This is a genomic window from Bradyrhizobium zhengyangense (genome assembly GCF_022012555.1).
GTDB classification, from domain to species: domain Bacteria; phylum Pseudomonadota; class Alphaproteobacteria; order Rhizobiales; family Xanthobacteraceae; genus Bradyrhizobium; species Bradyrhizobium zhengyangense.
The window spans coordinates 641,200-667,442 of the sequence record NZ_JAKLTZ010000004.1 but is presented as its reverse complement, the minus strand read 5'-3'; the positions used below and the strand labels follow the sequence as shown (position 1 = coordinate 667,442).

The 26,243-nt window shown below is 59.9% G+C and carries 25 protein-coding genes and 1 tRNA gene; 11 read left to right on the top strand and 15 right to left on the bottom strand.

Annotated elements, in window-relative coordinates:
* Window positions 1-35: 35 nt before the first annotated feature.
* From L6639_RS18695 to L6639_RS18685, 3 genes are read right to left on the bottom strand one after another with little or no spacing between them, the layout of a single operon-like run.
* Window positions 36-1,709 (bottom strand): ABC transporter substrate-binding protein, encoded by a 1,674-nt coding sequence (locus L6639_RS18695; RefSeq protein ID WP_237863166.1) that lies wholly within the window; start codon window positions 1,707-1,709, stop codon window positions 36-38.
* Between the two features lie 57 nt (window positions 1,710-1,766).
* Window positions 1,767-2,669, bottom strand: coding sequence for an ABC transporter permease (locus tag L6639_RS18690; RefSeq protein WP_006018760.1), 903 nt, complete (start codon window positions 2,667-2,669; stop codon window positions 1,767-1,769).
* Between the two features lie 4 nt (window positions 2,670-2,673).
* Window positions 2,674-3,630: an ABC transporter permease gene (locus L6639_RS18685; protein WP_006018761.1), complete on the bottom strand. Its 957-nt coding sequence runs from the start codon at window positions 3,628-3,630 to the stop codon at window positions 2,674-2,676.
* A gap of 371 nt (window positions 3,631-4,001) precedes the next feature.
* On the opposite strand from L6639_RS18685, the gene L6639_RS18680 reads away from it, so the two are divergent.
* The 7 genes from L6639_RS18680 to L6639_RS43475 all read left to right on the top strand — a co-directional run bounded on the left by L6639_RS18680 (window position 4,002) and on the right by L6639_RS43475 (window position 10,226).
* Window positions 4,002-5,654 (top strand): FAD-binding oxidoreductase, encoded by a 1,653-nt coding sequence (locus L6639_RS18680; RefSeq protein ID WP_006018762.1) that lies wholly within the window; start codon window positions 4,002-4,004, stop codon window positions 5,652-5,654.
* A 12-nt stretch (window positions 5,655-5,666) separates the two neighbouring features.
* Window positions 5,667-6,347, top strand: a complete 681-nt coding sequence (locus tag L6639_RS18675; RefSeq protein ID WP_006018763.1) for a glutathione S-transferase N-terminal domain-containing protein — start codon at window positions 5,667-5,669, stop codon at window positions 6,345-6,347.
* A gap of 35 nt (window positions 6,348-6,382) precedes the next feature.
* Window positions 6,383-6,724 (top strand): non-heme iron oxygenase ferredoxin subunit, encoded by a 342-nt coding sequence (locus L6639_RS18670; RefSeq protein WP_006018764.1) that lies wholly within the window; start codon window positions 6,383-6,385, stop codon window positions 6,722-6,724.
* A 184-nt stretch (window positions 6,725-6,908) separates the two neighbouring features.
* Window positions 6,909-8,243 carry an aromatic ring-hydroxylating oxygenase subunit alpha gene (locus L6639_RS18665; RefSeq protein WP_237863165.1) on the top strand — a complete coding sequence of 445 codons (1,335 nt, stop codon included), beginning with the start codon at window positions 6,909-6,911 and terminating at the stop codon, window positions 8,241-8,243.
* Window positions 8,244-8,252: 9 nt separating this feature from the next.
* A complete protein-coding gene (locus L6639_RS18660; protein WP_006018766.1) occupies window positions 8,253-8,753 on the top strand; it encodes an aromatic-ring-hydroxylating dioxygenase subunit beta in 501 nt (166 codons plus the stop codon).
* Between the two features lie 146 nt (window positions 8,754-8,899).
* Window positions 8,900-10,081, top strand: a complete 1,182-nt coding sequence (locus L6639_RS18655; RefSeq protein ID WP_006018767.1) for an NAD(P)/FAD-dependent oxidoreductase — start codon at window positions 8,900-8,902, stop codon at window positions 10,079-10,081.
* A 76-nt stretch (window positions 10,082-10,157) separates the two neighbouring features.
* A complete protein-coding gene (locus tag L6639_RS43475) occupies window positions 10,158-10,226 on the top strand; it encodes a DUF2274 domain-containing protein (RefSeq protein ID WP_244438006.1) in 69 nt (22 codons plus the stop codon).
* Between the two features lie 313 nt (window positions 10,227-10,539).
* Here L6639_RS43475 and L6639_RS18650 read toward each other — a convergent pair whose 3' ends face one another.
* Genes L6639_RS18650 through L6639_RS18635 form a run of 4 tightly spaced genes read right to left on the bottom strand, consistent with a single transcriptional unit; the run spans window position 10,540 to window position 13,459 of the window.
* Window positions 10,540-11,016, bottom strand: coding sequence for a type II CBASS E2 protein (locus L6639_RS18650; RefSeq protein ID WP_013500415.1), 477 nt, complete (start codon window positions 11,014-11,016; stop codon window positions 10,540-10,542).
* Window positions 11,017-12,216, bottom strand: coding sequence for a nucleotidyltransferase domain-containing protein (locus L6639_RS18645; RefSeq protein WP_006018769.1), 1,200 nt, complete (start codon window positions 12,214-12,216; stop codon window positions 11,017-11,019).
* Complete coding sequence (locus tag L6639_RS18640; RefSeq protein ID WP_006018770.1) at window positions 12,213-13,229, bottom strand: CBASS cGAMP-activated phospholipase; 1,017 nt, start codon at window positions 13,227-13,229, stop codon at window positions 12,213-12,215. The genes L6639_RS18645 and L6639_RS18640 overlap by 4 nt, the downstream gene beginning before the upstream one ends.
* Before the next feature lie 5 nt (window positions 13,230-13,234).
* Window positions 13,235-13,459, bottom strand: coding sequence for a DUF2188 domain-containing protein (locus L6639_RS18635; protein WP_006018771.1), 225 nt, complete (start codon window positions 13,457-13,459; stop codon window positions 13,235-13,237).
* A gap of 134 nt (window positions 13,460-13,593) precedes the next feature.
* Between L6639_RS18635 and L6639_RS18630 the strand changes: the two genes are divergently transcribed.
* Complete coding sequence (locus L6639_RS18630; protein ID WP_013500416.1) at window positions 13,594-13,908, top strand: helix-turn-helix domain-containing protein; 315 nt, start codon at window positions 13,594-13,596, stop codon at window positions 13,906-13,908.
* Window positions 13,909-13,918: 10 nt separating this feature from the next.
* Window positions 13,919-14,800, top strand: a complete 882-nt coding sequence (locus tag L6639_RS18625) for an ImmA/IrrE family metallo-endopeptidase (protein WP_006018773.1) — start codon at window positions 13,919-13,921, stop codon at window positions 14,798-14,800.
* Between the two features lie 445 nt (window positions 14,801-15,245).
* On the opposite strand, the gene L6639_RS18620 is transcribed toward L6639_RS18625, so the two are convergent.
* Window positions 15,246-16,616, bottom strand: a complete 1,371-nt coding sequence (locus L6639_RS18620; RefSeq protein ID WP_006018774.1) for a tyrosine-type recombinase/integrase — start codon at window positions 16,614-16,616, stop codon at window positions 15,246-15,248.
* 211 nt (window positions 16,617-16,827) lie between these two features.
* Window positions 16,828-16,912: transfer RNA gene (locus L6639_RS18615), tRNA-Leu, on the bottom strand.
* 161 nt (window positions 16,913-17,073) lie between these two features.
* On the opposite strand from L6639_RS18615, the gene L6639_RS18610 reads away from it, so the two are divergent.
* On the top strand, window positions 17,074-17,616 hold the full coding sequence (locus tag L6639_RS18610) for a disulfide bond formation protein B (RefSeq protein ID WP_237863164.1): 543 nt from the start codon (window positions 17,074-17,076) through the stop codon (window positions 17,614-17,616).
* Between the two features lie 52 nt (window positions 17,617-17,668).
* Here L6639_RS18610 and L6639_RS18605 read toward each other — a convergent pair whose 3' ends face one another.
* Genes L6639_RS18605 through L6639_RS18595 form a run of 3 tightly spaced genes read right to left on the bottom strand, consistent with a single transcriptional unit; the run spans window position 17,669 to window position 21,214 of the window.
* Window positions 17,669-18,400, bottom strand: coding sequence for an ABC transporter ATP-binding protein (locus L6639_RS18605; protein WP_237863163.1), 732 nt, complete (start codon window positions 18,398-18,400; stop codon window positions 17,669-17,671).
* On the bottom strand, window positions 18,397-20,166 hold the full coding sequence (locus L6639_RS18600) for a branched-chain amino acid ABC transporter ATP-binding protein/permease (RefSeq protein WP_237863162.1): 1,770 nt from the start codon (window positions 20,164-20,166) through the stop codon (window positions 18,397-18,399). The genes L6639_RS18605 and L6639_RS18600 overlap by 4 nt, the downstream gene beginning before the upstream one ends.
* A gap of 7 nt (window positions 20,167-20,173) precedes the next feature.
* Window positions 20,174-21,214 (bottom strand): branched-chain amino acid ABC transporter permease, encoded by a 1,041-nt coding sequence (locus tag L6639_RS18595; RefSeq protein WP_237863161.1) that lies wholly within the window; start codon window positions 21,212-21,214, stop codon window positions 20,174-20,176.
* A 179-nt stretch (window positions 21,215-21,393) separates the two neighbouring features.
* Here L6639_RS18595 and L6639_RS18590 point away from each other — a divergent pair, with 179 nt between their 5' ends.
* Entirely contained in the window at window positions 21,394-21,927 is a 534-nt protein-coding gene (locus L6639_RS18590) for a MarR family winged helix-turn-helix transcriptional regulator (RefSeq protein WP_237863160.1), read from the top strand.
* A gap of 45 nt (window positions 21,928-21,972) precedes the next feature.
* Here the strand turns inward: L6639_RS18590 and L6639_RS18585 are convergent, their stop codons facing one another.
* The 3 genes from L6639_RS18585 to L6639_RS18575 all read right to left on the bottom strand — a co-directional run bounded on the left by L6639_RS18585 (window position 21,973) and on the right by L6639_RS18575 (window position 26,143).
* Window positions 21,973-23,256 (bottom strand): glycerate kinase type-2 family protein, encoded by a 1,284-nt coding sequence (locus L6639_RS18585; RefSeq protein ID WP_237863159.1) that lies wholly within the window; start codon window positions 23,254-23,256, stop codon window positions 21,973-21,975.
* Window positions 23,257-23,459: 203 nt separating this feature from the next.
* Window positions 23,460-24,689 (bottom strand): ABC transporter substrate-binding protein, encoded by a 1,230-nt coding sequence (locus L6639_RS18580; protein WP_237863158.1) that lies wholly within the window; start codon window positions 24,687-24,689, stop codon window positions 23,460-23,462.
* 227 nt (window positions 24,690-24,916) lie between these two features.
* On the bottom strand, window positions 24,917-26,143 hold the full coding sequence (locus L6639_RS18575) for an ABC transporter substrate-binding protein (RefSeq protein ID WP_237863157.1): 1,227 nt from the start codon (window positions 26,141-26,143) through the stop codon (window positions 24,917-24,919).
* Window positions 26,144-26,243: the final 100 nt, after the last annotated feature.

Below are 26,243 nucleotides of genomic sequence, written 5' to 3'. Positions count from 1 at the left end.
GGGGGCCCCGACATTTCCAAAGTTCCGTGCATCGATCAGAAGCCCATCGACTTCTTTAGATCCTGATCGATCCAAGCGCGCGCCCAGACCGGCGCATCACGCCGAGCGGAGACCGAAATCTCACCATAGTAATTCTTGACCCACGGCCACCATACCGTGAACGAGCGCGGCCTGGGCAGAAACAGGAATGGCGCTCGCGCGGTCATCTCATTGGTGAGCGCGGCGACGCCCTTCTTGACCTTGTCCGGGTCCCTCTCCTGCTGGATGGTGTCGAGTGCCGCATCGACCTTCGGGTCGTTGACGCGGGCCGAATTCCAGACGGAAGAGGACCGGTACAGTTTCTCGATTGAGGCCGTCGGATTGCTCATGCCTGCGAAATGCCAATAGCCGGGGCCGTGCTTGCCGGTGGTCATCAGACTGAGAAACGCTCCATACTCCTTTGGCTCGATGGTCATCTTTACGCCGATTGCCGACAGATATCCGGCTACAATCTGCGCTTTCTTTAGCTGCTCAGGGAAGCTCGGAACCTGTGCCTTGAACTCGAAACCATTCGCAAGACCCGCTTCGGCGAGGAGCTTCTTGGCCTTGGCCGGATCGTACTGGAGAACCTCCCGGGCATCGTTCGGCATCTTTTCGGGCGGCGTGAAATAGCCTTCCCAAGTTTCGTCCATCGGCAGGTGCGGAAAGTCGGCGTGGCCGCCATAGATCTGCTTCGAGATGGCGGCCCGGTCGACCGCGAGATTCAAGGCGAGACGCACCTTCGGGTTGTCGAAGGGTGGTGCATCGACCCGCATTGCCAGTGCCTCACCCGCATAGTCGGGGTGTTCGATGACTTTGATTTTATCTTGGATCGGCGCCAGTGACTTGAGTTCGTCCCAGTTGATATTCGCCATGACATCGATCTTGCCGGTGCGGAAGGCGGCTAGGCGTGTCTGTGAATCCCCGATCGTCCGCATCACAAGGTTATCGACGAATGGGATCTTGTAAGGTTTGCCGTCGATCGTCTCGCGGTCCCAGTACTCCTTGTTAGCCTGATAATCCCCGAAGGCCCCGGCCTCATACCGCGTCAACCGGAAGGGACCCGTGCCGCAGGCATTCTGCCAGTTGCCAGCACCGCCGTTAGGGGCCTCCGTGATCTCTTTGGGATAGATGCCGGCGTAATAGCCGTAGCCGAGGCGGTACTTCCACTCCGAGTTGTACTCCTTCAGGAAGAAGGTCACCTGGTGCGGTCCCGTCTCCTCGGCCCTGTCGATGAAGGAAAAATAGACTTTGTTCGCCTTCGGACTAGCGACGAGACGGTTATACGCGAACACGACGTCTTTGGCGGTAAAGTCGCGCGCTTCCATGATGCCTTTGCAGGCCTGCCATTTCACGTTCTTGCGCAGGTTGATAACGATCGAGAGCGGTTTGTCGACGACCTCCCAGCTCTCTGCGAGTTCGCCGCGCAGCACGTCGTCGCTGAGCCAGGCCTCGCTGAAAAAGTTGTTCTTCCCGCCGCCACGTACGCCTTTGCTTAGATCGCCCACCATCAACTGCTCCATGTAGGGCCCAGCATCGATAGAGACCTTCCAGTTCCAGTCGGCGGGATCCCACGACAACGCCGCAATCCCCGGGGAGTAAGGAACGATGGTCAGCGTGCCACCGTATTTGGGTTCCTGGGCGCTCACGGCTTGGGTCGCAATCACAGTCCCGAGCGCGATAACCGCCATAGTTCCGAGATGTCGGCCTACCATTCCTTGCTCCTCCTTAGTGTTATGGTTTTTCGCTCAATTGCGCACTATTCCGCGTGGATCGAGAAGATCGCGGAGAGAGTCTCCGAAGATGTTCACGCAAAAAACGATCAGAGTTATCGCGAGGCCAGGGGCCGCGACCATCCAGACGTTCTCGAACATGTAAGGGCGGGCATCGCTCAGCATACGGCCCCACGCGGGTGCGGGCGGTGGCACACCAAGACCAAGGAAGCTGAGACTCGATTCGGCCAGGATCACGCCGCCGAGGCGCGTGGTGTAAAGCACGATGAGGGGCGCGGCGATCGTCGGCAGGATGTGCCGGAGAATAATGTGCCAGTTACCGGCGCCGAAGGAATGGCCCGCCTGCACGTACAGTTGCTCGCGCGCCGACAGGACCGCGCCGCGTACGATGCGCGAACCGGCAACGCCGTAGAGGATGCCGAGGAGGGCGATGATCTGCACGATCCCGGGGCCGAGAACCGCGACGCCCGCGATCAGCACGATTAGGTCGGGAAAGCTCTGCCAGGTATCGACGAACCGCTGAACCAGGGCATCGAGACGTCCGCCGAAATACCCGGACAGAACCCCGAGCGTGACCGATAGGGCGAGCGATAGCAGCGCGGCGGTGATACAGACGATAACGGAAGTACGGGCTCCATAGATGATGCGGCTGAGGATGTCGCGTCCGAGTTCGTCTGTGCCGAGGTGGTGCGACCAGGACGGCCCTTGCATCAGCGATGTAAGGTCGATCGCGTCGAAGTCGTACGGTGCGATCCAAGGTGCCAAGAGTGCGCAGACCACGATCGCGGCGAGAAGGCCGGCGCAAACCGTTCCGAGGATATCCTGCTTAAAAAGGCGACTGAAGAAAGTCCTGACGGGTGCTGCCCAAGCGCCTCGCCCGGGACCTGTTTCGATCTTCAGAGGTGACTCGATAGTCATGCGTTCAGCCCTGACGAATCTTGGGATCTAGGAGGGCGTAGCTGATGTCGACGAGCAGGTTGATCGTCATTACGCCGACGCCCACGAGAAGAAAGATGCCCGTAATGACCGGATAGTCCCGCTGCGACACCGCCATCAGGAGTAGTTGGCCCATACCGGAGATCACGAAGATCTGCTCAATCACGACCGCGCCACCGATCAGCAGGGGCAACTGCAACCCGACGATGGTTATGACCGGCAGAAGCGCGTTTTTGAGGACATGGCGCAGGACGACCGTCCGCTCGTCGAGACCCTTGCTCCAAGCTGTACGGACATAATCCTGGCGCATGACTTCGAGGACCATGGTGCGGGTCATCCGCATCGTCACTCCCGACAAGGCGATGCCGAGGACGATGGCGGGCGGCACCATCTGGCGGAGGCTAAGGAGGGGATCGTCGGTCAGCCGAACATATTGCACGGTCGGAGCGATCCCCCAGAGCATCGCCGGCACGACCACCACTAATGTCCCGAGCCAAAAAGGCGGGACGGACAGGGCCGTGATGGCAAAGACACGGCCGAGATAATCGACCGGCTTGTTTTGCCGGATCGCCGAGATGATCCCGACGGGCAGCGCGATCAAGAGCGCGAATATCATGGCCAGCACGCCTAGATACAGAGTAATCGGCATGCGCTCGGCGACGAGGCGGGTGACGCTATCTCCCGTCCAAAGCGAGCGACCGAAATCTCCGTGGAACACAATCGAGCTGATCCAGTGCCAATATTGTACAAGGACCGGCTGATCGAGCCCGAGTGCCTTGATAAGATCTTCGCGGGTCTGGACGCTGGCCGAGATGTCGTTCTGCGACATCATCATGTCGATCGTGTTTCCCGGTATCAGGCGAATGGCCGAGAACACAATAACGCTCGCTAACAGGAACGTCGGCACAAGGGCGACAAGGCGACGAATTAGATATCTCAGCATGACGCGGTCCATTGGAGGGCGCGCTCACCATGCAGATTGGCTTGGTCCGACAGCACCACGCTCTTGTCCCTCTCTATGTGAAAAAGGCCGCTGAACGCCCGCTCATCAAAAAATGAGGTGAGTTCTCTATTTGCAGATCAGTTGCAATCTGGCACATCCAATCTGGTCATACCATTCAAGCGTGCTCTTGGCGGCGGTGTCAAGGCGAATGTTGTCGCGGTGGCGTAGCTCCGGGGTGCTTATCTACTCCGAGAACCATTGACCGACCGAATTGGATATGCCAATTTGGTCGAACCAGATCGCGATGTCTACCAAAACGCATGCGCACCTGGATGGTTGATTTACGTCGAAAATCTCGAAGGAGAAGCGCTGTGGCGAAGGAAAAGAGTGGCTACTACGGCCAGCGAAGGAAGTTCTGGTCGTGGGGATATGAAGGTGAAGCTAATTCCAAGGACGAAATCCGAACCATGCGAGACCGCGTGGAGCAGCGGCTTGGAATTAAAGACATCGAAATTCTGTCAGACCCGACTCTGGACGAGATTGAACTTTATGCGTCGCGCATAAAGATCCCGCGAACGCTGGAGGATTTCTGTACCTCGGAAAAATGGGACAGAATTGTTCATACGTACGGTAAGGGTTTCAAGGACATGACCCTTATCTACCGGCGCGATTTCAAGAAGGCTCCGGACGTCGTGGCCTATCCGCGCGACGAAGAAGACATCGCTGCCATCTTCGACTGGTGCGGGGAAAATAGTTATGCATGCATCCCGTATGGCGGCGGATCGAGCGTCACCGGCGGCTTCTGGGGTCCCGAGCGCGACGCCTTTCCCGGGGTCGTCGTAATCGACTTGGGCAACCTCAACAAGATTCTCGAAGTCGACCCCGTGTCGCGCTGCGCGCGGATCCAGGCGGGCATTCTCGGTCCGGCTCTGGAAGAACAACTGAAGCCGCATGGCCTCACCTTGCGCCATATTCCGCAATCGTGGGAATTCTCATCGCTGGGCGGTTGGATCGCAACCCGCTCGTCCGGTCACTATGCGACCCATCTCACGCATATTGACGACATGGTGGAAAGCCTGCGCGTGGTCACCCCGGCGGGAACGATCCAGAACCGCCGCCTGCCAGGCTCGGGTGCGGGACCCAATCCGGATCGGCTGTTCATCGGGTCTGAGGGCTCGCTGGGCATCATCACCGATGCATGGATGCGTCTACAGGGGCGTGTGAAATTCCGTGCGAATGCGTCGATCTCCTTCAAGACGTTCTATCAGGGTGCCAAGGCCGTCCGTCAGATCACCCAAGCAGGACTGTTCCCGGCGAACTGTCGCTATCTGGACGAGCAGGACGCCAAATTCTACGGCGCTGGAGACGGCACCGATTCGGTCCTGTTGCTGGGCTTCGAATCCGCCGACCATCCGGTGGACGCGTGGCTGGAGCGTAGTCTCGAAATCTGCAAGGACTTCGGTGGCGTCGTGAAGCAACAGGCGGGAACTGCGGACAACGCGCTGGAGACCAGCCGTAGCGGGCCGCAGGGTAACTGGCGGCACCAGTTCAGATATCTGCCCCGGTTGATGCATACGCGCGCAGCGATGGGAATCGTCAGCTTCACGTTCGAAACTGCCTACACTTGGGATCGGTTCGAAGAAGTCGATACCGAGATCATGCGTCGCATCCGGAAGGCCCAGAAGGAAAATCTTGGCGGCGGCATCGTCTGCCGCAGGTTCTCCTTCCTGTATCCGGACGGCCCGGCTCCTTACTATTCGATCATGGCTCCTTCGACGCACGCCAACAGCCTTGAAGCCTATAAGATGCTCCACGACGTTGCGTCGGACGCGCTAATCGAACTCGGCGCAACCATCACGCACCACCATGCTGTCGGAAAATCGTTCCGTCCTTGGTACGACAAGGAAGTCGATCCGTTGTTCCGCCGTGTGCTGGCAGCCGCCAAGACCGAACTGGACCCGAAGTGGATGTTGAACCCTGGGCTGATCGTTGACAAGCCAGCAGGGCTCAAGATCGTCGGATAGGAGTCCTCTGCGATGATTGATCTATACTTCTGGCCAACCCCGAACGGGTATAAAGCAGCCATAATGCTGGCAGAGTTGGACTTGGAGTATCGTGTAGTTCCGGTTGATATAACGGCAGGTGAGCAGTTTCATCCGGAATTTCTGAAGATCAATCCAAATAACAAAGTGCCGGCCATCGTGGATCACGATGGCCCGCACAACAAGCCATATGCAGTTTTTGAATCCGCGGTCGTTCTTATCTATCTCGCGGAAAAGTCCGGTAGATTTCTCTCTCAGGATCCTGAAAAGCGCTACGATACGCTAAAGTGGCTTGTATTTCAGAATACGACGATGGGTCCAATGCTGGGCCAAGCGCACCACTTCATGGTGTATGCGACTGAGAAGATCGATTACGCGATCGAACGTTATGATCGGGAAGTTGGTCGAATATACAACATTCTCGAGAAGCGCCTTGGCGAATTTGAATATCTCGCCGGCGAGTATTCCATCGCTGACATCAGCACATTCCCTTGGGTTCGCACGCGAAAGCTGCATCGACGTGACTTGTCGGAGTACCCGAACATTGATCGATGGTACCAGGCGATCAAAGACCGTCCGGGGGTTAGGGCGGGCATAAATACGTTGTCCGACAGCAAACAATGGGAAGCGAAGCCGGGCACCGAGGCCTGGAAGAATATGTTCGGAAAGAACTGAAGTTCGCAACAATCCAAAAGCGAGCGTCGACTCGAATGACTAACTGGGTAAAAGCCGCTCTTACGAAAGATGTGTCGGATGACAGCATTCAGCAGCTCAATATCAACGGATGCAAAGTTGCGCTCTACCGCTGCGGCGAAGAGTATTTTGCCACGTCTGACGTTTGTACTCATGCCTATGCACTTCTGTCCGACGGTTGGCTCGATGGTTACGAGATCGAGTGCCCGCTTCATGGCGCCCGCTTCGATGTTCGAACGGGCGCGGCGTTGACCTCACCAGCAGAAACGGCCCTGGCAACCTATCCTGTTCGTGTCGCCGGTGATGCTGTGGAAATCGATGTCACCTCGGCACCGTCTAATCCCGACGCGTCAACCTAACTTAACGGCAAGGGGGGCGACGATGTCGCCATTTTGTGTGACGCCCCCATCTCGTCCGAAATAGCCGCTCCGCTTTGCTACAAGAAAAATAGAGGAGGTCGAATTGACCAGCTTCAGGTCGGAAGTACCCAGCCCTGTGAGGCCGAGCGACGGTGGTGTCAGAGGTGGGCCAATCACACCCGAAATGGTTTCGAAGCTGCTGGACGATCGACCCGATGACGGAATATTTCGGGTAGATCGGACGGTGTTCACCGACCAGGATATTTTTGAGCGCGAACTTACTCACGTTTTCGAGGGGACTTGGGTTTTCGTCGGGCTGGAAAGTCAGTTACGCAAGCCGAATGACTTCGTGACGACGTACATCGGGCGCCACCCCGTCCTGATTACAAAGGACGGGACTGGAGAAATTCGATGCTTCTTTAACACCTGTCGCCACCGCGGGGCGATCGTTTGCCCCTTTAAGAAGGGCAATCAGAAATTCCATGTTTGTCGCTATCATGGGTGGTCGTACGATAGTGCCGGCAAGAATGTTTCGATGACCGATGAGAAGGATGGCCAGTATCCGCCGTCCTTTCTTGCGGATGATCATGGCCTCAAGCCTGTTCCCAAGATTGCAAGCTATCGAGGGCTTCTGTTTGCAAGCGTGTCGCCCGACGTGCCGACGCTAGAGGAGCATCTTGGTGACGCGCGCGCGTTTATCGATCTCGTTGTCGATCAGGGCATCGAAGGGCTGGAGTTCGTTGACGGAAACGTAAGCTACACGTTCGACGCCAATTGGAAGCTTCAGTTCGAGAACGGGCTTGATTATTACCACTTCGCTTCAACGCACAGTTCGTATATCGACGTTCTCAAGAAGCGTGAAGTGCGGAGAGGACCGCTAGAAGTAAAGCCGTGGAATCCGACAGAGACCGACCCCGACGCGCAAGGAAGCTTCAGCCTGGCGAGGGGGCACGCGATGATGTGGTCCATTCATGCGTCAAGGGTTTATAAGCTCCGCCCTCTCAATCAGGATGGCAAACTTCTGTCGACGGTTCAGGGGCAGACTCGGGAAGACAAGCTCAAGTGGATGTTTCGTCAGCGCAATCTCACGATTTATCCTAACCTGCAGATCGTTGATATCGGCACGCTGCAGTTGCGGACGTGGCGGCCATTGGCTCCGGACAAGACGGAGATTACGTCTCACTGTCTTGCCCCAGTTGGTGAAAGTGACGAGGCGCGCCGCGTTCGCATCCGTCTGTATGAGGATTTCTTCAATCCGAGCGGTCTTGCGACGTCCGACGACAACGTCATGTACGAGCTTTGCCAGACCGGCTACGGAGCTCGTTTCGCTGGTCCTACGCAGGGGTATGCGCGAGGCTTGAGGCCGAAGTCCGGCGAGGCACTCAACTACTCTTCCGAATTGCAGGTTTCACCTGATCGGTGGACCTATGGAGCGCCCCTGTTCGGCGATGAGACATGCTTTCATTCCGGTTACCGGGAATGGCTGCGCCTTATGACTCGTGATCCCTCGGAAGGCTAGGTTAGCGACATGTCAGAGGATGATTACCTGAAGATTGCTACTCGCGTTCTCTTCACGGAGGCAAGACTTCTGGATCAGAAGAAATTCCGCGATTGGGTCAAGCTCTACGCTGACGATGCGATTTTCTGGGTGCCGGCCTGGAAGGACGAGTACGAGACGACGTCCAATCCGAACCGCGAGCTTTCAATGATATATCATGAGAACTCATATGGGCTGAGTGACCGAATTGACAGGATACAGTCGCGAAAGTCCATCACGGCGATGCCGCTTCCGCGCACGGTTCATTCCTATACGAACATCATGGTCGATGCGGCCTCGACGGATTCGATCGAGGGAAATGCCTGCTTCACGGTTCATACGTACGATCCGCGCGCTTGTAAAAGCCATACCAACTTCGGACGCCTTGAATTTCGGCTGCGCCGTCTTGGAGAGGCTTGGCTGATCGGATTCAAAAAGATTTCCCTTACGAACGATCAAATGGCCACTGCGCTCGATTTCTACAGCGTCTAGCAAGTGCGTCGCAGATGAATATCAGCAGAATCTGCCAACTAGCCTTCGGCTGAAGGTATTGAATGTGAGAGTGCTCGGCGCCTGTCAACGGCGGATAAGGAGGACGGGCGCGCCGAATGTGCCCTTCCCCTACAGGGAGCGCTAAAATGCGTTTTGTGATTGTCGGAGCAGGCCTCGCGGGGCACACAGCCGCCGTGCATCTTCGCGAGTTGGCGCCACAAGCCAAGATCGATATTCTCGGAGACGAACTCGGCCTGCCGTATGATCGCCCGCCGCTGTCCAAAGAAGTCCTTGGCGAGGGCGCACCGCGCTATCTGGCAAACGCGGAGACCTATCATGAGAACGGTATTTCGTATCATCCCGGACAAACCGCGACGCAGATCGATCGAAACCGCTCCGAAATTCTAACCGCTTGCGGAAATGCTTATGCTTACGATCGGCTACTCCTCGCGACCGGATCGCGGGCGAGAAAATTGCCGGATAGCGTCGGGCAAAGCTCGAAAATTCTCTATCTGCGAACGCTTGAAGACGCGGTTCGCTTGAAATCCGTGCTTCGGGAATCGCGTCGAATTGCTGTGATCGGCGGCGGGTTCATTGGGTTAGAGGTTGCTGCCGCCGCTCGAGCGATGGCCTGCGAGGTTTTTCTGTTTGAGATGACGGATCGGATACTATCTCGCGGCATGCCTGCTATCCTGAGCCGTTGGGCTGAGAAATTGCATCGCCTGAACGGAGTCCAGTTCGAATTTGGCTCAAAGATCGATTCAATTCATCATCAGGATGATGGTTCGTTGCGATTGCGCTGGAATGCATTCGCAGATGTCGACGCAGTCGTTGTCGGGATCGGGGTTCAACCCAACACCCAACTTGCATCGGACGCGGGGCTGGACGTCGATGATGGTATTGTCGTGGATGATCGCTGCCAGACATCTGATCCGGCGATCTTCGCTGCGGGAGAGGTGACGTCACACCCCGTCTTAGGCGGCGCGTTTCGTCAGCGACTTGAGTCCTGGAAGGTGGCCTCGGGCCAATCGCTGGTCGCGGCGAAATCCATGGCAGGGATTGACTCGCATTATGCGGAGCCGCCGTGGCTATGGTCGGACCAGTTTGGACACAACATTCAGTCGTTAGGAGTGCTGCAAAATGCTGACCGCAGTGTCGTGCTGGACGATCCTGAAACGAACAATTGGACGGCAATCTTCCTCGATAGTCACGATAAAATTGCCGGCGCAATCGCGGTGAACAACGGCCGTGATATTTCGATGCTAAAGCGTGCCTTGCTTCATGACGGAATCATTCCAGAGAAACTGCTCAATAGAGCCGCCAGATAGCGCTCCTATTACGTGTTCATCATGAGAACCGAGATACCGAGCGATATGCTTGGCTTCGACCAAACTCATTGCGCCTATGTTGGCGCGGTTCATGGCGACGGACAGAAGCTTTTTTGAAGGCTCGCCGAGTGCGTCATTTCGCTAAGCGAGCCGAAGGGTAGCCCTCGGAGAGCATCCTCAGGAAAGAGTCAGAGCGGGGTTCCCATTGTCGGCTCTCCAATAGGCCGAATAGTAAAGCCGGTTTGGGCCCGCGCCATGCGCAGTTTTCGTTGCCTATTCCGAAGCTCTAGCCGGGACCGCGTTCGCAGCCGCGCCTTCCCGATCCGGCTAAGCTGGTCCCGCCGATGTTCAAGTGCGTCATGGCGGCGGATAAGGGGCCGGAAGGCGAGAGGAAGTTGTCAGTTAAGGTAGATAGCATCAAAGCAGAAGGGGACGCCGCATGTATTGTAATATAGCCGTCAGATCCTCGGTTGCCGCGTCGCGCGACGCACCCGTCGACCATAACGCTCGTTATCCGTCGGATCGGGGTGCTTGCCGCCGCCCTTCCAGTCGTCGGAGATCAGCCAGTCCTCGAAATAGTAAAGCCACGTTGTGGCCCAGGGTACGAATGTCTGATCGATCCGCATCGTGCCGGTCCACTCGCGCGTTCCTGGCAACGTGAGGCACAGGCGCAGGGGATCATGATAGACGTGCGGCAGGGGCCGCTCACCCGCCAAAGCCGAAAGCTCGGGGTCCGTGACGAAGACGCTTGGTGTTTCGCCCCGCTGAAATGTAATGCGCATGGAGTATTCACGGCTAAGGGGCGTCGGCCTGTCACGATAATCCCAAATAAAGCCAGTCGCGTGCAGCCGGCCTGTCCCCGTACAGATGGGATTGGCGCGCAGAAACATAAACTGCTGCGCGGGCGTCAGGTCTGGGCGGTCACGCGAAAACACCTAGTCACCGAAGAACGTGTTGGAGCGAACCGGCGTCGCATTGGCCGCGCTGGACAGCGTGAGCCCGACCGTCGGCGCGACGTAGAGCTTCTTGGCCGTGCGTGCCTGCGAAATGCTGTCGGTGCGAGCATCGATAACTTTGCGAACGACCGAACTCCCGAGGCTTCCTTCCAAGCTCTTGCCGATAACGTCGATGCCCTGCAAATCCGGAAGGGCCTCGAAGTCCGCCAGTGCCTTCGCATGCCACTCGTAGAAGGCGGCGGCGCGAGCCGGCTCAGTATTCCAGCGCTCGGCGAAGTTCTCGCCGACCGTGGTTTCGTTGGCCACCACATAGATCCGCCGACCATTGACGACCGGCTTATCGATGAAGTGTGGCATCAACCGAATGGTCGCGATCAGAACGTCAAGTTCGGAATCGAAAACAAAGCTCTTGACGCAATACTCATACGACTGTGCCGCGAGCGTGGTGATGATGATGGAGATCGGTGCGATCTCCTCGACGACTTCCAGGAAATGCACATCACGATGCCGCTTGAGGATCTGCACCGTCCGCCGCAGGATGCCTTTGGCGGTGCCATGCACAGGGAAGGGCTCGACGGCCGCACGGTCCTCGGCAGCGAGAGCCTTTTGCATCCGCAAGGTGGGGATTAGGGCTGCCCTGCGTTCAAAGAGCGCCTTGTAGCCTTTCGGATTCGTCGGTTTGAATTCCCGCAGCTTCTTGTCGGGAACCAATTCGCCGCCGTTGGCGCATTTGGCATTGTTGATCGTCGGCGAGATGTCGAGATGATATTCGCGTGCGTAGTTCAAGCGCCAGCAGCGCTTCTTCTCTTCGAGCATGGCAGCGTAGCGCGCGTTCTCCTTCAGGCGATCGCCGACAATGCGTTTCAACTCTGCCGGTGGCCGGTCAGCGGTAAAGCGCAGCACCTTGCAGATGAGATCGACGTCGAAATCTTCGCGCCCGATCGGTTTGACCGTCGTGCCGAGGCCGGTCGAGCCGTGAGCATAAATATCGATCCACTTCAGAAGAGGGTTGTCCGACCCGGAGAGCCATTCCGCGACAGCCTCGTAGCTCGTCCGCGCAGCCTCAAGCTGAGCAGCGGTCAACTCCAGCGCTTGGCAAATCTGATCGAGGAGCGAGTAAACCTCGGCTTTGCGCAAAAGCAGATGCGTCTGGGGAGGCGCCGTGAACATCTGATTCATGGCTCAATTCCTTTCACGGTGTAGATAGGTTTGAACGATTCGGCAGTTTCCGTCAGAAAAACGGGTTCAATGCGAGGACGCTCCTTACGAGCTGATGAGGCGCCCATGCCTTTGAGTTGCGCGATCTTGCGCGTGTCATCGAGATTGAAGAAATCCTTCGGCACATCCGGGCAGCACCGGAAAATCGCCTCACGTTCGTATTGATGGCCGGTAAGCAACTTCGCCATACCAAGCGCGCCATGCGACTGGCCGTCCATGAACAGGCGGGTCACATCCTTTGCGAGACCGCCCCAACCAGGCGCCTCGCCGATCATGTAGACCTCGTTGACGCAGCCCAGGCTCAGCACTCGCAGACTGCTGGCCGGCCAGTCGAGCAAAGTGACGGCCTCGACCACCGCCAACGCGATCGGGTTGTTGGCCCATACGCCGCCGTCGAGCAGACCGACATCCTCGGCGGTCCGGTGGCGCTTGTAGTAGGTGGGCGCGGCGGCCGTCGCCATCGCGGCATCGACGGCGAGGCGCTTGTAATCGGTCTTGAGGCGGGGATGATGCGCTGTCTTGAAAATATAGACACCGCGATGGTCGGCATCCCATGCGGGAATCACCAGTCGCGTTCTCGCATCCCCAATGCGCCTGCTGCCGAGAACTGTAGAGAGTTCGCTCCGCAGCAGATCAGCGTCATGCTTCGGGGTGACGATGTGCTTGAGGCGACGCCACGCGTCGCCGGCGAAGCTCGCCAGAGCGCCGCCCGACTGTCCAAAAATGTGTGGGCCGCGACGGACATAGAGGTCAAGGAGATCACGCGCGGGAAGACCCATCGCCAATCCGATCGCCAGAATGCCGCCCGTGGACGTTCCTGCGATCAGATCGAAATACTCTCCGATGGGCCGGTCGAGATCCTCTTCCAGAGACGTAAGAAAGGACGCCGGCTGCGTTCCCATGATGCCGCCGCCGTCAATCGAGAGAATTCGACGAATCGGCGGTTTATCTGAAGGAACTGCAACCTGCGTCATGTCGCTTAGCCCTTCGGAGGATAGGGATCGTGCCCGTAGGAATTCTTGTCGCGAATCCGACCGTCCGGCCGATGAATGACGACTTCGCTCTGCTGGTTGATCGCGATCTCCCGTGCAGCCCGTTCGGCATCTCCCTGGGTCGGATGGATCGAGGTTGCCCTCTCATTCCTTTCGCCACGCACGGCCCATTCGTCACCGTGCGGAACGACATGCTGATTCTTGCCTGCCATGCTCACAACTCCTGATTCCTTGACCTGATTCGCAAATCGTAATAAGTAGCTATACGCTCTGTCATAGCCTGAGCCGAAGAAATAGCCCCGCGGGGCTGTCGACGATCTAGACATGGAACTCTATACGATCTGTCATGGCCGAGTCAAGCGCACCAAAAGACTTCGCCTCTCGCCTGCGCAAAACGCGCGAAACGCGGGAGCTAAGCCAATCCGAACTGGCCAGGGAAGCCGGCATGCAACCTTCGGCCATCGCCCATTTTGAGGCTGGGCGCCGCAAGCCGTCGTTCGACAACGTGCGAGCGCTCGCGAAGGCGCTGAAGGTCTCGGCCGACTACCTACTCGGGGCGCAAGCCGCGACGACCGCCTTTCGCGACGAAGACAAGCTGAGCGCAAAAGATCGACTTTTTATTCAGAACATCATCGACACAATGATTAAGGACAAGAAATAGGGGGCGAAACATGGCGGGCTTTCGGTTGAAGATGGCAACCCAGCACGGCGAAAAGGTCGCTGAGGAATTTGGCTTCAATCAGTTTCCAGTTAGACCTCGAGAGATCGCCAAGGCCAGGGATATTGTCATCCAGGCGAAACCAGCCGAAGTGACGGGCGTGTCCGGCGCGATCATCTTCGCCGGTGATTCGGCCACCATCATCTACTCCACCGAGCACGGCAACGAAGGCTTCGAGAATTTCTCCATTGGCCATGAGCTGGGGCATTGGTTCCTGCCGGGCCATCCCGAGGAGATTATCAAGGCCGGCGGCGCGCACATGTCCCGCGCCAATTTTACACAGAATACGTCGATCGAGCTGGAGGCTGACCACTTCGCCAGCGGCCTTCTCTTGCCGTCCAATCTCACACGCAACCTGCTCTCCAATTATCAGATCGGCCTCGACGGCATTCTCAAGCTGGCTGAGAAGGCCCATTGTTCGATCACGGCTGCCGCGATTCGGGCCGCGGAGTGCGGCAGCTATCCGATGGCGATCATCGTCAGCAAGGGCAACGAGATCGCATATGCGTTTACCTCGGAGTCTTTCAAGAATCTCGGCAAGCTAGCGTTCTTGCGAAAAGGCGCTCCTTTGCCCGACGGAGCGACGCAGAGGTTCAACGCGGATGCGGCGAATGTCCTTCGCGCCGAACGCGCCGTTGGTGAAACCGACTTGGCGACATGGTTCGACGGCCCGGGTCGGATCACTCTTGATGAAGAGATCATCGGCCTTGGCAAATACGGCTACACCTTGACCGTGTTGACCAGCGAGGGGCTGCCCGAAGCCCCTCTCGATGAGGAGGATGAGGATGCTGAATTGGAGCGAAGCTGGACACCCCGCTTCGCTTATGGCCGGTAGCCACATCCGACATTGGGCCGATTAGCAGGGCCATGCTGCGGGCCGTGGGATTGCCCTCGAACTAATACGGGTGTTGCACCCCCCGCAACCATCCCCTCTTCGAAACAGTATTATGACCCTTCCGGTAATTTCGGCTGCCGGAGATGATATTTCGGACGTGGCCGTAGTCCAGGAAGGTCGAAAATGCTTTATCTTTCAGCGGGGGCTGACTGACACTCTCTCCGTCGCACTGCTTCTCCATTGTATCCGGCCGTTCGAAGCCACGGCAAAGCATTGGATCTAGGCGACAACGGCTGTTGCGGTTATCTCAGGCGGACAAGCGCAACGCGATGCAACGGATGCGAAATCGATCCTTCCAGCACGAGATGCACAAGCGTCGACGATTATCACATGAGCTTTGCGACGGGTTGAATTGGGCAACTTAACAGGCCTGATGATAGGCGACTCAAGCCTGCGCGCCTCCCTTGATCGGCATCACCTTCTTGGGATCGAGCCAGTGGTCGATCCGATCAGCCCAATGCTGCATCAGCTTCGTGCGCGAGCCGATCAGCGCGAGGGGTCCGTGCTTCTTGTAGAGACCTTCCACAGTAGAGTTATCGAGATGTGCGAGCTGCAGCTCGACGACATCGCCATCCCATGCCTTGGCGTCCTTGATCTCTTCGTGGTGAGATAGAGTCGAGAACGTGGTCCGGAATCCGTGGGCACAATGATCAGTCTTGGTATCAATGCCAAGCAGCCGCAAGCGCTTGTTGAGCGTATTGTTTGATAGCGGCGCGTCCTTCGAGCAGGAAAACGCGTACCGGCGATGGCCGGTCAGCTTCTGGACGCTACGCAGGATCGCGAGTGCCTGTCGTGACAAGGGCACAACATGGTCCCAACCGGTCTTCATCTTGGGAGCTGGAACAGTCCAGCGTTTGGCATCCCAATCGACCTCGCCCCATTCCATTTCATTGACCATGCCGGGGCGGGGAATGGTCAGCGCATTGAAGCGCAAGGCAAGGCCAACGACGTCACCAAATCTCGCTCTCGTCCACGGTGCGCTGATAAGTTTGAAGACGCGCGTGACGTCGCGTGGTTCGGTGACACCGGGACGCGGCGTCGAAATGTTGGCAATCATCTGTCCATTCAGGTTGCGGAATGGATTGTAGCCGTCGCCTTCGACGTCGGCATAGTCGCAGATCTGCTCGCCGATGCTGCGCACTCGGTCCCGGGTTTCCAGCCTTCCCTCTGCTTCATATGAACGCATGAAAGCGAGCACGTCGGGACGCTTGATGTCCTGCCTGCACAGCTTGCCGAAGCGAGCCTTGACGTAGCCGACGCGCAGCTCGAGCACCTCGACGGTCTTGGGGTCGCGCACTGCGACGATCCTGCCGCGCTTGACTTTCTCCACCTTCTTCTTGGCGAGCCACTCATCGGCCCATTGCGCGAAAGGCCGGGCGGCGGCCTGCTTGTGCTTGTCGAGCTGCTTCTCGATGCTCGGGTCTTTGCCTTCCTTGAGCAGGTCTTTGGCCTTGTCGCGCTCGCGCCGCGCGTCTGCGAGCGAGAACGTGCCATCCCTGCCGTTGCCGTAGGGGCCGATGGAGTAGGTTTTCTGGCGGCCGTGGAAACGGTAGTCCATCCGCCAGAGCTTGGAGGCAGCGTTGCCGGGCCTGCTCACGTCCGGCGTGACGAAGAGATAGAGCCAGCCGCCGGTCACGTCGGAAATCTTAGCGGGACTCCACGCGCCATTGTCGAATTTCGGTCGGGCGGCGCGGCAGTCGACGTCGGTCTTAATCTGCTTGGGATTGGCGCACGCGCCGTCGTTCTTGCCGCCCATCGGCTCAATTCCTTCATTCGGCAAAGCGAAAGTCGCCGTGAACGTTTGTTCTCCCGATACCAGCAAAAATACCAGCAAATCGGGCGGCTGGGATCGGAGGAGAACAAACGGTGACGAACTAGAACGTACGCGGAAGTGCCTATTTTTCAAGGCTTTCCGAGCACGGTGCGGACGGTTGCGGACGTTTCGGAACGGGCTTGAACAGCCTGGTTGGTGCCCCTGGCCGGAATCGAACCAGCACTCCTTGCGGAACTCGATTTTGAGTCGAGCGCGTCTACCAGTTCCGCCACAGGGGCCCTCGGTCGGCCCCTCCGGAAGGAGGGCGTCGCGAAGCCGGCGGACTATAGCCATGGGAAAGGCGGGGTCAACCCGCGCCAAAGTGATCCCCGCCGTTCTCGACAGGCGCTTGGGCCGGGGTTAGAGGCTTAAATCCAAGCCCCTAGCCGGAGAGGCCACCGTGACGACCCAGAGTGCCGCAATACCTGCGTTTCGCCCCGCCGTCGGCGGCTCCGCGCTGACTGCTTCGCTGGCCGTCACCCTGATCGCTGCAGCCACGATCGCGGGCGCCTGGTTCTTCCAGCTGGTCCTGGAGATCCTGCCCTGTCCGCTCTGCCTCGAGCAGCGCTATGCCTATTATCTTGCGATCCCGCTCGGGGCGCTCACCGCGCTTGCGGCACGGAGCGGCGCGCCGCGGCCATGGCTGCTGGCAGGGCTCGCGGTCCTCACCCTGGCGACGCTCGCCAATGCCGGTCTGGGCACCTATCACTCGGGCGTCGAATGGGGGTTCTGGAAGGGACCGACCGATTGCTCGGGCCCGGTCATCAATCTCGGCAGTGCCGGCGATCTCTTGTCCAGGCTCGACACCGTCAAGGTCGTGCGCTGCGACGAGGTGCAGTGGCGCTTCCTCGGCCTCTCGCTCGCCGGCTACAACGTTCTGATCTCGCTGCTGATGTCCGCAATCGCCGCCTGGGGCTTCGTGCGGACGGCGCAGCGAGCATGATCCGGAAAAGTGTGAAGCGCTTTTCCGAAAAGATCATGCTCAAACAAAGAGCCTAGATCGCGCTCGCGCCTTCGTGCTGGAAGCCGAGATAGCTTGCCGCCACCCGTTCGTTCGCCGCGATGTCGCTGGCCTTGCCGCTCAGGACGAACTCGCCGAGCTCCATCACGTAAGCCTGGTCCGCGATCTTCAGCGCGGCCTGCGCGTTCTGCTCCACCAGTAGCACGGAGACGCCGCTGGCCTTGAGCTCGGTGACGATGCGGAAAATGTCGGCGACGATGATCGGCGCAAGGCCGAGGCTCGGCTCGTCCAGCATCAGCAGCTTCGGTTCGCCCATCAGCGCGCGCCCCATCGCCAGCATCTGCTGCTCGCCCCCGGACAGGGTGCCGGCGAGCTGCTTGCGGCGCTCTTTGAGGCGCGGAAACAGCGTGTAGATCCGCTCGATCGAGGCCTTGGCCCGGCTCTTCTCGATACGGAAGGCGCCGAGCTCGAGATTGTCCTCGACATTCATGGTGACGAACAATTCGCGATGTTCAGGCACGAGGCCGAGGCCCATCGCGACGCGATCCTCGATGTCGAGCCGGGCGAGGTCCCGTCCCGCGAAGGCGACGCGGCCCTTCAGCGGCAGGATGCCCATGATCGCCGACAGCAGCGTGGTCTTGCCGGCGCCGTTGGCGCCGACGATGGTGACGATCTCGTTCTCGCCGACCTCGAGCGAGACCGAGCGCACGGCCTCGACCTTGCCATAGGCGACATGCGCGTCGGTGACTGACAACAGCGCGCTCATGCCGCCACTCCGAGATAGGCCTTGATCACTTCGGGATTGGTCTTGATCGTGGCGGGCGTGCCTTCGGCGATCTTGGTGCCGAAGTCGAGCACGACGATACGGTCGGCGAGGTTCATCACAAAGCCCATGTCGTGCTCGACCAGAAGCACGGACATGCCGCCGTCGCGCAAGTCGCGCAGCAGCTTGGCGAGCTGCTGCTTCTCCATGTGGCGCAGGCCCGCGGCTGGCTCGTCGAGCAGCAGCAGCATCGGGTCGACGCACAATGCCCGCGCGATCTCGACGATGCGTTGCTGGCCCAGCGACAGCGATCCTGCGAGCTGATGCATCTGCTCGGCGAGGCCGACGCGTTCGATCTGGCGGGCGGCCTCGGCGAGCAGCTTGGCTTCATCGGCGCGGTCGAGCCGCAGCATCGAAGAAAGGGGTCCCGAGTGGCCGCGCAGATGGGCGCCGATCGCGACATTCTCCAGCACGGTCATATCGGGCACCAGCTTGACGTGCTGGAAAGTCCTGCTGATGCCGAGCTTGACGATCTCCTGCGGCGGCGCGCGATCGACCTTCCTGCCGAGCACCGAGATCGACCCTGACGTCGCCGACAGCACGCCGGTGATCAGGTTGAAAGTGGTGCTCTTGCCGGCACCGTTCGGTCCGATCAGCGCGACGATCTCGCGGGCCTGGACGTCGAAGGAGACGTTGTTGACCGCAACGACGCCGCCGAACTGCTTTCGCGCTTTTTCGACCTGGAGCAGGATGCTGGACTGGCCGGACGCGCGCGGACGCTGCTCCAGCTTCAGTGAGGTATCGGGCTTCCTTCCGCCGGACCTTTCGGGCAGGAACGACATCAGCCAGGGCCAGACGCCGCCGGGCGCAAGCTGGAGCAGCGCCACCAGCATGATGCCGAACACGATGGTCTCGACCTGGCCGGAGCCGGGCACGATCAGCGGCAGATAGCTCTGCAGCACCTCCTTCAGGATCACCACGATCGCCGCGCCCAGCACGCCGCCCCAGACATAGCCGGCACCGCCGACCACCGCGATGAAGAGATATTCGATGCCGGCCTGCGCCCCGAACGGCGTCGGGTTCACCGCGCGCTGCAGATGGGCATAGAGCCAGCCGGAGAGGCCGGCGAGCACGGCGGCGTGGATGAAGACCAGCAGCTTGGCGCGCGGCGTGTGCACGCCAAAGGCCTCGGCGGCGACATGGCCGCGCCGCAGCGCACGGATGGCGCGGCCGGTGCGGGAATCCAGCAGGTTCATCGTCAGCAGCGCCGAGAGGGTCACCGCGACCCAGATCGCAAAATAGATCGAGCCCGGTGAGAGCATCTTGAACGAGCCGATCGACAGCGGCGGGATCGCCGAGATGCCGTCGTTGCGCCCCAGGAACTCCAGCTTGCTGAACAGGTAGAACAGGCCGAGGCCCCAGGCCAGCGTGCCGAGCGGCAGATAATGGCCGGAGAGGCGGACCGTGACGAGGCCGAGCAGCACCGCCAACAGGCCGCTGATCAGCAGCGACAGCGGCAAGGTCAGCCAGGGCGACAGGCCGTAGGCCGTCGTCAGCAGCGCCGTGGTGTAGGCGCCGAAGCCGACAAAGGCGGCCTGGCCGAACGAGGTGAGGCCGCCGACGCCGGTCAGCAGCACGAGGCCCATCGCGACCAGCGCAGAAAGGCCGATATTGTCGAGCAGCACGATCCAGAACGGTGGCATGCCCGGAATGAACGGGATCGCCGCCATGACAAGTGCGAAGACAAGAATGGGAAGCCGGCTCTGCATCTTCGCCTCAGTCCTTCTCTTCTTCGACGGCGGGCGCGGCGAGCGAGCGCAACAGCAGCACGGGGATCAGGAGCATGAACACGATCACCTCCTTGTAGTTGGAGGCATAGAAGGATGAGAACGCCTCGACGATGCCGACGAACAGGGCCGCGGCCGCCGTGAGCGGATAGCTGACGAGGCCGCCGATGATGGCGGCGACAAATCCCTTCAGGCCGATCAGGAAGCCGGAGTCGTAATAGAGCGTCGTGATCGGCACGATCATGATGCCCGACAGCGCGCCGATGACGGAGGCGAGCAGGAAAGCGATCTGCCCCGACAGCGTGGTGCGGATGCCGGCGAGCCGGGCTCCCAGGCGGTTGACGGCGGTGGCACGCAACGCTTTGCCGTACAGCGTCAGGCCGAAGAACAGCCAGAGACCGACAATGAAGGCGATGGTGATGCCGTAGACCGTGAGGCTCTGGCCGGTGAAACGCAGCGAGCCCGCGGTGAAGGCGCCCGACAGAACCGCCGGTCCGCGCTGGCCCTCGGCGCCGAAGAACAACAGGCCCAGGCCTTGGAGTGCCAGATGCGTGCCGACGGAGGCGATCAGCAGCACCAGCACCGAGGTGTGTGCCAGCGGCTGGAATGCGATGCGGTAGAGATAAAGGCCGATCATCGCGACGATCACCAGCGACAGCGCGATGCAGACCGCGACCGACGGCTTCTGGGCAGCAAAGTAGATCGTCAGCGCAAGCACGATGGCCGGCAGCACCACATTGGCGACGACGCTGCGCAGGATCAGCCGGCCATGCAGCGCCTTGCGGGCCACGAACAGGTCGAAGGCGCAGGCGGTGACGCCCATTGCCAGGGCCAGCTTGGCCGTGCCCGGCATCTGGCCCGAGGCCAGCGAGGCATAAGTCAGCGCGCCATAGGTGACGAATTCGCCCTGGGGTATGAGGATGACGCGGGTGACGGCGAACACCAGCACCAGCGCCAGGCCGAGCAGCGCATAGATCGCGCCATTGGTGATGCCGTCCTGCAGCAGGAACAGCATGATGGTGGTGTTCAAAACCGGACGCTCCCCCTTGAAGATTAGGGACCGGTCTCCGCAATTGCGGTGGACGGTCCCCTCACAGCCATTGAAATACGCTGACGATATTTGATATAGTCCATAACAATTATCAAATATAACATCAAGGGTGGGCGAACGACCCGTCCCGAATTTAGCGGGATTGCGAGCACGAGGCGATGACCGTTTCAAAAACCGCTGAAAAGTCCTCCGAAAAGGCTGGTGACGCGACCAAGGGCCGCAAGGACGCGCCCGAGGGCCATGGTCAGGGTTCTGCCGAAGCCCTCCAGCTCGGGGAGCTCTCCGAGCAGCTCGGCTACGTATTGAAGCGGGCGCAGCTCAAGGTGTTCGAGAACTTCCTGCGCTGCATGGCCTCGCTCCAGCTGACGCCGGCGCAGTTCTCCGTGCTGCTGCTGGTCGAGAAGAACCCGGGCCGCAACCAGACCGAGATCGCCTCCACCCTCGGCATCCTCCGGCCGAACTTCGTCGCCCTGCTCGACAATCTCGAGAGCCGTGACCTCTGCGCCCGGATCCGCTCCACCAATGACCGCCGCTCCCACATCCTGGTCCTGACCGACAAGGGCAAGGCCGTGCTTTCGAGGGCGAAAAAGCTGGTCGCCACCAAGCACGAGTCGCGGCTGAACGAGCTGCTAGGGCAGGCCAACCGCGAAGCCCTGATCGAGATGCTCTCGAAGATCGCGAACGAGTTTTGAGGCCCGACTATCACCGCCCGCAATGACGCTGCAGGAGCAGCCTCCTCAATCCACCAAGATCACCCTGATGTCATTCACGTTGGTCAGCGTCGGACCCGGCTGGAGCAGATCGCCCGTCGCTTCGAAGAAGGTCGTCGCGTCGTTGTTGTCCAGATAGGCCTGCGGCTGAAGCCCTTGCGCCTTCATCCTCGCGAAGGTCGCGGCATCGATCAGTGCGCCGGCGGGATCGGTGGGATGGCCGGCGCCGCCGTCGGCGCCGTCGGTGTCGCCGGCAAGCGCGGCGATGTCGGGTGTGTCCTTCAACAGGGAGGCGAGCGCCAGCGCGTATTCCTGGTTGGGGCCGCCGCGCCCATTGCCGCGCACGGTCACCGTGAGCTCGCCGCCGGAGAGAATGGCGACGCGCTTGCCTTGCGCGCGGGCGGCAAGCGCGAGCCTGGCGTGATCGGCCGCGACCTCGCGCGCTTCGCCCTCGAGATCGGCGCCGAGGTCGATGGTCTCGTAGCCGGCGTCTTTTGCCAGCTTCACCGCGGCGTCCAGCGATTGCTTCGGACGTGCGATCAGCTCGAACGAGGCCCGCGCGAAGGCCGCATCGCCGGGCTTGGCGCTTTCATTGGCGGGATCGTCGAGCGCGCGGGCTACGGCATCGTCGATGGTGAGCTTGTACTTCGCGACGATCGCGCGCGCATCCGCAAGCGTGGTTGTGTCAGGCACGGTGGGACCAGAGGCGATCGCGGAGGGATCGTCATGAGGCACGTCGGAGATCGCGAGCGTCACGATCTCGGCGGCGTTCCGGCCGGCGCGCGCCAGGCGTCCGCCCTTGATGCGCGACAGATGCTTGCGCACGACATTCATCTCGCCGATCGGTGCGCCCGAGCGCAGCAGCGCCTTGTTGACCGCCTGCTTCTGCGCAAAGCTGATGCCGTCCGCCGGCGCGATCCAGTTCGCCGAACCGCCGCCGGTGAGCAGCACCAGCAACAGATCGTCGGGGCCGGCCTCGCCGGCCAGCGCGAGCGTATCGGCCGCGCCTTTCAGGCCGGCTTCGTCGGGTACGGGATGACCGGCCTCGACCACGCGGATCCGGCGCGTCGGCACGCCGTAGCCGTGGCGTGTCGTGGCGATGCCGACGAGGCGTTCCGGCGCGAGCTTGAGCATGTCGAGATAGTGCCGCTCCGCGGCCGCAGCCATCGCGGCGGCGCCTTTGCCGGCGGCGAGGCAGATCACGCGCCCCTTCGGCGCGGCACGCAAATGAGGCGCCAGGATCGTGTTCGGATGGGCGGCGGCAACGGCAGCATCATAGAGCGCGCGGAGCAGGGGACGTCGGTCGGTCATGACGATGGCCTTCGGCTAACTCTTGAGCAGACTAAAGCTGTGGCGAGGACGTCGCCATGCCCTGCCTAGCGCATCGGGCGCAAAAGGGTAAGCAGCCTTTACCATCATTCGATTGTGCAATCGCGTAATGATAACAGGCGCAACAAAAAGCCCCCTGCGATCTCCTCGCAGGGGGCTTGGTAGCGCCGCAAACTGTATGGGTATTAGCCGCCGGCGTCGGCGCTGATCACGTCGCCGAACAGTTCCCAGCGCTCGCCCTTGAACTTCTCGAGCTGGAGCTGGCTGATCGGCGCGAAGTCGTTCGGGCCGGTGTTGATCTTGATGCCGGGCAGCAGCGCCTCGGTGCGAAAGTCCTTCATGCTGGCTGCCTGCTTCATGATGTTCTCGCGGGTGAGATCATCGCCGCAGTTCTTCAGCACGTGGACCAGCGTCTGTGCCACCGCGAAGCCGACGATGGTGCCCTTGTCGAGCTTGTCGCCGTCCGGGAAGTACTTGTCCATGAAGGCCATAAACTCCTTCATGCCGGCGTCGTTGTTCCATTCAGGATCGGACACGTCCTTGAGATAGTCGGCCGAGATGATGTCCTGGCCGTTCTCGAAGCCGGCGGGCTTCATCACGCTGCCGACGGAGGCGGAGACGTTGTTGAGGAAGTGCAGCGGCTTCCAGCCGATCTCGGCGTTCTTCTTGATCGCCTGTGCGGCGAATTTCGGCGTCGTGATGTTCATGAAGACGTTGGCGCCGGTCGACTTCAGCCTGACGATGTGGCTGTCGATCGTCGGCTCGGAGGTCTCGTAGCTCTCCTCGGCAACGATCATCGACGCGGCCTTGGCGCCGAGACCATCCTTCAGGCCTTTCAGATAGTCCTTGCCGTAATCGTCGTTCTGATAGAGCACGGCGATCTTGGCGTCGGGCTTGTTCTTGAGCAGCCACTTTGCGTAGATCTGCGTCTCGCTCTGGTAGTTGGGCTGCCAGCCCATGGTCCACGGGAAGTTCTGCGGGTCGTTCCACTTGGTGGCGCCGGTGGCGACGAACAGCTGCGGTACCTTCTTGGTGTTCATGTATTTGTGGATCGCCGAGTTCGGCGGTGTGCCGAGCGAGTTGAAGATGAACAGCACCTCGTCACTCTCGACCAGCTTGCGCGCCTGCTCGACTGTCTTCGGCGGTGAGTAGGCGTCGTCGTAGGAAATGAAGTTGATCTTGCGGCCGTTGATGCCGCCTTCGTCATTGATCTTCTTGAAATAGGCGGCTTCGGTCCGCCCGATGATGCCGTAGGCGGAGGCCGGTCCGCTGTAAGGCATGATGTTGCCGATCTTGATCTCGGTATCGGTCGCGCCGGTATCGTATTTCTTCTGGGCCGATGCGATGGAGGTCGTGGCTGCAATGAGCGCGAGCGCCAGTGATGCGGCTGCAAGCTTGCCGGTGACAGCGGGCATTCCAATCTCCCTATTTTTCTTGGTGTGTGTGCGCTCCTTTTTTTGGCTTGATTGTTTTTGGGCCGCGCGAGTGCAATTCAATACGATTTGCCTTTCGCCTTCAACACAAAGACCCTGCGACAAGGTCGCAGGGTCTGCTCCTTTAGTAGTCAGGGGCGCCTGTGCAATTGCGAGAAGGCCGACTGTCTTGAGTTGCTCGAGTCAAGCCCGGCTATTCTGGGTTGCCGTTAGTGGCCGGGGTCGCTCGAGATGATGTCGCCGAACAATTCCCAGGCCTTGCCCTTGAACCGCATCATCTGAAGCTGCTCGATCGGGGCGAAATCGTCGGGTGCGGTGTTGATCTTGATGCCGGGCAGCAGCGTATCGGGCGCGAAGTCCTTCAGGTTTGCGGCCTGCTTCATGACGTTGTCACGGGTGAGGTTGTCGCCGCACATCTGCAGCACTTTGACCATGGTCTGTGCGGTAGCATAGCCGAACACCACGGCGGCGTCGTGCTTGTTGGCCTTTGGATCAAATTCCGACACGAAGTTGTAGAACCTCTTCATGCCGTCATCGGCATTCCATTGCGGGTCGGAGCCGTCCTTGATGTAGGTCGCCGACAGGATGCCTTGCGAGATCTCGAAGCCCGCGGGCTCGATCACGCCGCCGACGGAAGCCGAGACGTTGGAGATGATGTGGATCGGATGCCAGTTGATCTCGGCCGCCTTCTTGATCGCCTGCGCCGCGAATTTCGGCGTGGTGACGCTGATGAGGACGTCGGCGCCAGCGGCCTTCAGCTTCACGACGTGTTCGTCGACCGCGGGCTCGGAGGTGTCGTAGGACTCCTCCAGCACGATCATCGAGGCCTTGGGCCCAAGCCCTTCCCTCAGTCCGTTCAGATAGTCCTTGCCGAAATCGTCGTTCTGGTAGAGCACGCCGATCTTCGCGTCCGGCTTTTCCTTCATGATGTATTTGGCGTAGATCTTCGCCTCGCCCGCGTAGCTCGGCTGCCAGCCCATGGTCCAGGGATATTGCTTCGGATCGTTCCACTTGGACGCGCCGCTCGCCACGAAGAGTTGCGGCACCTTCTTCTCGTTCATGTATTTGCGGATGGCGCCGTTGGTGGAGGTGCCGAGCGAGCCGAAGATCAACAGAACGTTGTCGCTTTCGACCAGCTTGCGCGCCTGCTCCACCGTCTTCGGCGGCGAGTAAGCGTCGTCATACGAGATGAACTTGATCTTGCGGCCGTTGATGCCGCCCTCGGCATTGACCTTGTTGAAATAGGCCTCTTGGGCCTTGCCGATCACGGCATAGGCGGAGGCGGGCCCGCTATAGGGCATGATGTTGCCGATCTTGATTTCGGTATCGGAGGCGCCGCTGTCGTAGGACTTCTGTGCCAGCGCGGGATTGCTCATCGCAGTGCACAACGCGAATGCGGCCGAAATCACCGCAACCTGAAATCGAACGACGACCATTTCACTCCTGCCTCACCTGGATCGGCGTCGCATTGAACAAGATTGATGCAAGACGTCAACAAAAAGCCCCCGCGATCGCTCGCGGGGGCTTTGTCAAATT